The 7,670-nt window shown below is 66.3% G+C and carries 7 protein-coding genes; 3 read left to right on the top strand and 4 right to left on the bottom strand.

From position 1 onward, the window contains the following. Positions 1-45: 45 nt before the first annotated feature. The 4 genes from J2X62_RS20810 to J2X62_RS20825 all read right to left on the bottom strand — a co-directional run bounded on the left by J2X62_RS20810 (position 46) and on the right by J2X62_RS20825 (position 3,744). Positions 46-975: a lysophospholipid acyltransferase family protein gene (locus J2X62_RS20810; RefSeq protein ID WP_310183076.1), complete on the bottom strand. Its 930-nt coding sequence runs from the start codon at positions 973-975 to the stop codon at positions 46-48. Beyond that, complete coding sequence (locus tag J2X62_RS20815) at positions 972-1,790, bottom strand: GNAT family N-acetyltransferase (RefSeq protein WP_032366360.1); 819 nt, start codon at positions 1,788-1,790, stop codon at positions 972-974. Before J2X62_RS20815 ends, J2X62_RS20810 begins: the two co-directional genes overlap by 4 nt. 153 nt (positions 1,791-1,943) lie before the next feature. Then, complete coding sequence (locus J2X62_RS20820; protein WP_027496625.1) at positions 1,944-2,900, bottom strand: electron transfer flavoprotein subunit alpha/FixB family protein; 957 nt, start codon at positions 2,898-2,900, stop codon at positions 1,944-1,946. Between the two features lie 43 nt (positions 2,901-2,943). Continuing rightward, positions 2,944-3,744: an electron transfer flavoprotein subunit beta/FixA family protein gene (locus J2X62_RS20825; protein ID WP_027496624.1), complete on the bottom strand. Its 801-nt coding sequence runs from the start codon at positions 3,742-3,744 to the stop codon at positions 2,944-2,946. A 173-nt stretch (positions 3,745-3,917) separates the two neighbouring features. On the opposite strand from J2X62_RS20825, the gene J2X62_RS20830 reads away from it, so the two are divergent. From J2X62_RS20830 to J2X62_RS20840, 3 genes are read left to right on the top strand one after another with little or no spacing between them, the layout of a single operon-like run. Then, positions 3,918-4,757 (top strand): bifunctional 2-polyprenyl-6-hydroxyphenol methylase/3-demethylubiquinol 3-O-methyltransferase UbiG, encoded by an 840-nt coding sequence (locus J2X62_RS20830; RefSeq protein WP_032366359.1) that lies wholly within the window; start codon positions 3,918-3,920, stop codon positions 4,755-4,757. A 23-nt stretch (positions 4,758-4,780) separates the two neighbouring features. Then, positions 4,781-6,295 carry a glycoside hydrolase family 57 protein gene (locus tag J2X62_RS20835; RefSeq protein ID WP_310183100.1) on the top strand — a complete coding sequence of 505 codons (1,515 nt, stop codon included), beginning with the start codon at positions 4,781-4,783 and terminating at the stop codon, positions 6,293-6,295. Continuing rightward, positions 6,292-7,539, top strand: a complete 1,248-nt coding sequence (locus tag J2X62_RS20840; protein WP_032366357.1) for a glycosyltransferase family 4 protein — start codon at positions 6,292-6,294, stop codon at positions 7,537-7,539. Before J2X62_RS20835 ends, J2X62_RS20840 begins: the two co-directional genes overlap by 4 nt. Positions 7,540-7,670 lie beyond the last annotated feature (131 nt).

A 7,670-nucleotide genomic window follows, 5' to 3' on the forward strand; every position in this document is an offset into this window, starting at 1 on the left:
CTACCTGCGCGAGGTGGGTCCACGGTCGCCCGGTTCAGCTGTGGATCAGGCAGCTGCAACCGTCGGCGCGCTGGGGCTTCGCTCGGCTTCGGCCATCACCTCGTGCACCGTCGGGTCGTAGACGTCCTTCCGGGGTCGTTCCGCAGGCTCTACTCCGTCGTCGCGTCGAATCGCCACCTCGCAGCGCCGCGCGAGGTCGTGTCGATTGCCGCCGGGCGCTTCCGGGGCGGTGAACTCGACCTCGGCGCGCAGTCCGGCGAGCCGGAAGATGCGGCCGATCGACGATCCGATCGTCTCGTCTCCGACGAAGCACGTCGCGGTGGTCAGTTCGCCGTGTCGATCGAGATAGCGCAGCCGGATGGGCTGCACCCACGTCTCGGAATCGATGGCAGCCTGCAACAGGGCCGGACGAAGCGATCCGTAGGCCAACCCACACCAGGTGGTGGCCTCGGGGAACACCACGACCGAAGCGCCTGCGCGGATTCGGTCGGCAACCTGGTCGACAACGGCCGGGAGCTCACGCAGTCGTGCGCGATCGATGGGAAGCACCTTCATGGCCCGGGCCAGTCGCCCGAGCAGCGGCCAGTCCACCAGATCGGCTCGCGCAACGAACGTCGACGGGCGCACTGCCGTGAGGACGACGACGTCGGTCCACGAAATGTGTCCGGAGACGTGCAGGGCACCACCTGCCGTACGCGACCGCTCTCGCTCCGAGCGTGTATCGAGCACGGTGAGATCGATGCCGATGGCCGATAGCAGCATCCGAGCGCCCAGCCGCGTCAATGCATGCCGAACCCGGGGAAAGGGCACCCCCAGGACGACCAACAGCGGCAACAGCGCGAAGGCCGCGATCGCCGCAACGATGCGCAGAACGAGGACGATTCGACGCACCGTGGGCGGATTCTTCGGCAGACACCCGTCACTGCACGGCGAGGACGGCATCCAGGCGTGTGCGCGAACCAGGGGTTGCATCATCGGGCACCCGACTCGAATGTCGTTGCTGCAGAACGAAGACGGTCCAGATACCTGGTGTTGGCCTCGTGCAGGCCGAGGAGCGCGACGAAATCCGCCACTCCGAATTCCGGGTCGTGGGCGGGCTCACCGCAGATGGAGGCACCGAGCCGCAGGTAACCGTTCATCAACGGCGGCATGGACGCTCGCTTCGCCGCCGGAATGTCGAGTAGATCGACGCCGTCGACGACCACGGGGTGGTAGGGCACGACCCGCCTGTCGACCGCTGTCGCGTGTCGATCCAACAGCCGGTCGCGAACACCACGCACGTTGGCCCCGACCGCTTCCCCGGGAGCCGATTGCATCGGAACCGACACGCAACCCATCACCCACTCGTATCCCGTCACGTCGAGGTAGTGCAGGATTCCCGCCCACATCAGGCCGAGGACCGACCCCGACCGGTGGTCGGGATGCACAGCAGCCCTACCCATTTCGACGATGTTCATCCCGACCGGATCGAGCGCGGAGATGTCGAATTCGGTTGCGGTGTAATAGCCGCCTGCCGACACCGCGGCCTGCGGCGGCAACATGCGATAGCAACCGACGAACGTGTCGGTCCACTGGTCGCGAACGAGAAGGTGGTCGCAGAAATCGTCGAACCGGTCGGCGTCCAGACCGTCCGTGTCGGTGGGTATGGCAAAGCCGGGCTCGGAAGCGAACACGTCGTAGCGCAGGCGCTGCGCCGCGAGTCGGTGTTCGGGGTCGGTGGACAACACGAGCGAATAGCGGTCGGTGGCCGGGACGATCGATGCAGTCGAGCTCATGACGGAAGTGGTCATGAGGTGTGTCTAACGAGCGGGGAAGACTACCGGGCATCGCCGAGGAGAAGTGTCGGAAGAGTTTGCATGAACACGATTGCGCCCGTCGAAACGCGACGGGCCCCCACCGCAATCGCGATGAGGGCCCGTCGAGCAGAGATTTTCGCCGAGAGGCTATCCCTTGTGCTTCTTGACGGCCTCGGTCAGCTGAGGCGCGACGTTGAAGAGGTCACCGACGATGCCGTAGTCGGCGATCTCGAAGATGGGTGCTTCCTCGTCCTTGTTCACCGCGACGATTGTCTTCGAGGTCTGCATGCCGGCACGGTGCTGGATGGCTCCGGAAATGCCGAGTGCAACGTACAGCTGCGGGGAGACGGTCTTGCCCGTCTGGCCCACCTGGAACTGGCCCGGGTAGTAACCGGAGTCCACGGCGGCACGCGAGGCACCCACTGCGGCACCCAGCGAATCTGCCAGATCCTCGACGACGGTGAACTTGTCGGCGCTGCCGACGCCACGGCCACCGGAGACGACGACCGTTGCTTCGGTCAGTTCCGGACGGTCGCCGCCGACGATCGGATCACGCGAGGTGACCTTGACGGTGCCCTCTTCCTGCGCCGGGACCTCGACGGTCTCGCGGGTTCCCGCTCCGGCCTTCGGCTCTGCCTCGACTGCGCCGGGGCGCAGCGAGAGGACGGGGACGTCGCCGTTGGCCTTGGCCTCGACGGTGAACGCACCACCGAAGATGGAGTAGACGGCACTGCCGTCGCCGTTGATCGCGACGACGTCGTTGTGGTAGCCCGAGCCCAGACGGGCGGCGAGGCGGCCGGCAACTTCCTTGCCCTCGATCGTCGCTGCGGTGATGATCGCCGCAGGCGAGACCGACTCGGCGAGGGACGACAGGACGTCGACCTTCGGCGTGACGAGAAAACCGTCGACGTCGTCGGACTCGGCGACGTAGATCTTCTCGGCACCGGCCTCGGTCAACGCGTCGGCGACCTTGTCGGCGGTACCGACCGGGCCGGTGACGACCGCGGACGGCTCACCCAGTGCGCGGGCCGCGGTGATCAGCTCGGAGCTGACCTTCTTCAGTGTTCCTTCGACGTGCTCCACGAGCACGAGTACTTCTGCCATGACTTTGCTCCTCGTTGGTCTTCGATTGCTCGGTGGGGCGGGATCAGATGATCTTCTGGCCTACGAGGTAGGTGGCGATCTTGTCGCCGCCGTCGCCCTCGTCGGTGAGCCGCTCGCCGGCAGTCTTGGGAGGCTTGGGGGTGGACGAGGTGACCGTCGTTCCGGCGTTGTCGACGCCGACGATGCCGTCCTCGACACCGATGTCGGCCAGAGTGATGGTCTGCACCGTCTTCTTCTTGGCGGCCATGATTCCCTTGAACGACGGGAACCGCGGCTCGTTGATCTTCTCGGTGACGCTCACGATGGCGGGCAGCGTGGCTTCGAGTCCGAAGATGCCCTCGTCGGTCTCGCGCTCGCCGGTGACCTTGCCGTCTGCGACGGACAGCTTGCGCAGCTGCGTCAGGGCCGGGATCTGCAGGTATTCGGCGATGATCGCCGGAACTGCGCCGGTGCGGCCGTCGGTGGCCTCGTTACCCGCGATGATGAGATCGGCAGGCTCGTCGTTCTCGAACGCGACGTTGCCCAGTGCCGCAGCCAGGGCGTACCCGGTCTGGATGGCGTCGGAGCCGTGCAGGCTCGGGTCGTTGAGGTGTACCGCGCTGTCCGCGCCCATCGACAGAGCCTTGCGGATCGCGTCGGTGGCGCGATCGGGGCCTGCGGACAGAACCTTGACCTCACCGCCCTGAGCTTCCTTGATGAGCAGGGCTTCTTCGACGGCCCGCTCGTTGATCTCGTCGAGAACGGCGTCTGCAGCCTCGCGATCGAGGGTGTAGTCACCGTCGCTGAGCTTGCGCTCGGACCATGTGTCTGGAACCTGCTTGATCAAAACAACGATGTTCGTCATGGGTCTGCGTCGACCTCCTGGTCATGTTCTGCTGATCGTGAGTGTTCTAACGGTTGCTGCAAGTCGAACGGTTGGTGCAGTTCTACGTTCTGCTACGAGGTTACCCCACCGTAGTTACTGGTGGGTAACTTACCTCCCTGCCCGATCGACCATACATCCGCACCCCGACTGTTATGGAGACCACGTTGGCTTACCTCATCGCCGGAGGCACTAACCTTCCGTCGGTGAACGATTCATCGGCTCGGACACCGGCACCGGAACCACTCCCCCTCACCGGCGAGCGAACTGTGCCCGGCATCGCCGAGGAGAACTACTGGTTCCGCCGTCACGAGGTGGTCTACCGCGCCCTCGCAGAGCGGTGCCGCGACCGCACGGTGCTCGAAGCCGGATCGGGAGAAGGCTACGGAGCCAACATGATTGCCGAGGTTGCGGCCTGCGTCGTCGGCCTCGACTACGACGTCTCGGCCGCGACGCACGTCCACGCGCGCTACCCCGCGGTGACGATGGTGCGCGGCAATCTCGACCGCCTTCCGTTCGCGGATTCCTCGGTCGGCGTCGTCGTCAACTTCCAGGTCATCGAACACCTCTGGGATCAAGGAGCGTTCCTGGCCGAAGTGCACCGCGTCCTCGAGCCCGGCGGCACGCTGCTGATCAGCACACCGAACCGCATCACCTTCTCGCCCGGACGCGACACTCCCCTCAACCCCTTCCACACCCGCGAACTCGACGCGGCAGAACTGACCGAGTTGCTCGTCGCCGCCCGCCTCGAGGTCACCGAACTCACCGGAGTCCGGCACGGAAGCACGCTGGCCGCCCTCGACGCCAAACACGGCGGATCCTTCATCGACGCGCAGATCGAACGAGCACTCGCCGGTGAACCCTGGCCTGCCGAACTCGCCGAGGACGTCGCCGCGATCACCATCGCCGACTTCGACATCGCGGCCGATCGAATCGACGACAGCCTCGACCTGGTCGCCGTCGCCCGAAAGAGCTCGGCTGCGGTGATCGGGTGACATCCGGTGCCACCGTGCCGGGCATGTTCTCCCTCGTCCTGCACTCCCACCTGCCCTGGTTGGCCAATCACGGCAGGTGGCCCGTCGGCGAGGAATGGCTGTACCAGTCCTGGGCCGACTGCTACCTCCCGCTGACCGCGGCACTGGAACGGCTGGCCGACGACGGTTACACCGACGTCCTCTCGCTCGGCGTCACCCCGGTACTCGCGGCCCAGCTCGACGATCCGCATTGCCTGGCCGGCATGCACCATTGGCTCGGAAACTGGCAGCTACGCGCGCACGAGGCAACCGACCCCGCGCTCTCGATACGTGAACACCGGGCATCCGCCGCGGCTCTGGACCGCTTCGAGACGCGATGGCGACACGGCGGCTCGGCAGTACTTCGTCCGCTGATCGACACGGGCATCGTCGAACTGCTGGGTGGGCCGCTCGCGCACCCGTTCCAACCGTTGCTCGACGAAAGACTGCGGCGGTTCTCCCTGAGCGAGGGCCTACGCGACGCCGCCGCCCGATGGGGCACCACGCCACGCGGTATCTGGGCACCGGAATGCGGATTCACCCCCGGCATGGAAACCGAATACGCGGCCGCAGGTGTCTCGCACTTCATGGTCGACGGCCCCGCCATGCGGGGCGACACCTCCCTCGGCCGGCCCGTGTGGGATTCGGACGTCGTCGCGTTCGGGCGCGATCTCCCGGTCAGCTACCGCGTCTGGTCACCGAAGTCCGGCTACCCGGGCCACGGTGCCTACCGGGATTTCCACACCTACGACCACGCGACCGGACTCAAACCGGCCCGGGTCACCGGCCGCACCGTCGACTCGAACGACAAGGCTCCCTACGAACCCGAGCGTGCCGCGGCAGCAGTGGACCGTCACGTCGCCGACTTCGTCGACGTGGTGCGTCGGCGCTTGATCTCCGAATCCGAGCGGATCGGCCGCGATGCCGTGGTGGTGGCCGCGTTCGACACCGAACTGTTCGGACACTGGTGGCACGAGGGGCCACAGTGGCTCGAGAAGTTGATGCGCGCACTGCCCGCCGCGGGAGTCACCGTCGGAACGCTGAACGATGCCCGAGAACGGGGATTTGTCGGAGCCCCACTCGAACTGCAGGATTCTTCCTGGGGATCGGGCAAGGACTGGCGCGTGTGGGCAGGCGACGACGTCGCCGACCTGGTAAAACTCAACGCCGAGGTGTCCCGGACCGCGCTCGATGCCGTCGACGCCTCCCGTGCCGTCCGAAGCCGGGCGGGTGGCCCCGAACTGCGCAATCGAGTCGACGATCAGATTCTGCGTGAGACACTCATGGCCGTGGCCAGCGACTGGGCGTTCATGGTCAGCAAGGACTCCGCGGCCGGATACGCCCGAGAGCGAGCTCACGTCCACGCACATGCGCTACGTGAAATCGCTGCCGCGCAGCAGCACCCGGCCCGAGCCGAAGAATTGGCGCGGCAATGGAATCACGCAGACGGACTGTTCGCGGCGCTGGACGCACGCAGACTGCCCGGTGCACGCCGAGAAGGCCCAGGGGGGCGTAGATGAGAGTTCTGATGGTGTCGTGGGAGTACCCACCCGTCGTGGTCGGCGGGCTGGGTCGCCACGTTCATCACCTGGCGACCGAGCTGGTGCGCTGCGGGCACGAGGTCGTCGTTCTCTCTCGCCGACCCACCGGCACCGACGCGTCCACCCATCCCACCTCCCACCACATCGAGGACGGCGTACTGGTGGTCGCCGTCGCCGAGGATCCGGCGCACTTCGTGTTCGGAGAGGACATGCTCGCGTGGACTCTGGCGATGGGGCACGCCATGGTGCGGGCAGGGGTCGCCCTCGGTAAACCCGGCCTCGGCGACGGCTGGCAGCCCGATGTCGTCCACGCCCACGACTGGCTGGTCGCGCACCCGGCCATCGCTCTGGCGGAGTTCTACGACGTGCCGCTGGTCTCGACCATCCATGCCACCGAGGCCGGACGCCACAGCGGCTGGATCTCGGGCACCGTCAACCGCCAGGTCCATTCGATCGAATGGTGGCTCGCGAACGATTCCGACGCGATCATCGCGTGCTCGGCGTCGATGAAGGACGAGGTCACAGCCCTGTTCGACGTCGCCGAGTCGACGGTCTCGGTCATTCACAACGGCATCGACGGATCCGCGTGGAGTTTCCGACGCCGACAGCCCCGCTCCGAGCCCGCGAAATTGCTGTTCGTCGGTCGTCTGGAATACGAGAAGGGCATCCAGGACGCCATAGCCGCTCTGCCACGCGTCAGACGAAGTCACCCCGGCACCACGCTGCACATCGCCGGCGAAGGCACTCAGTTCGGGTGGCTGGCAGGTCTGGCACGCACCCACCGCGTCGCCAGGTCGGTGTCGTTCCTCGGCAACCTGAACCACTCCGATCTGCTCGGATGGCTGCACGGCGCCGACGCCATCGTCCTTCCCAGCCGGTACGAACCCTTCGGCATCATCGCCCTCGAGGCCGCGGCAGCAGGCATTCCGTTGGTGGCATCGACGGCCGGCGGACTCGGTGAGGCGATCGTCGACGGCGTCACCGGGCTGTCCTTCCCTCCGGGTGATGTGGCCGCGCTGACGGCGGCGGTGCGGCGGGTGTTGGACAACACCGATGCGGCGCAGGAGAGAGCCGTCGCCGCTCGGGAACGTCTCACCGTCGACTTCGACTGGAAGCACGTCGCGGAGTCGACGGCTCGGGTGTACCTCGAAGCCAAGCGCAAGGTTCGCCATCCGCTGGGTCGCCCGCACATCGTCGAACGCGCCCTGCCCGATCGCAGCTGACCCCATGTGAGTGGAACCTCGTAGTCCACTACGAGGTTCCACTCAGTGATACTGGAGTTGTTCGTCGAGGTGGAAGGTATGACTCGTTTCCGCTCTGACGCCGATGGCTGTCTTTCATGTGATGTGTCGGC

The sequence above is a fragment of the Rhodococcus sp. 3258 genome (assembly GCF_031456475.1).
GTDB classification, from domain to species: Bacteria; Actinomycetota; Actinomycetes; order Mycobacteriales; family Mycobacteriaceae; genus Rhodococcoides; species Rhodococcoides fascians.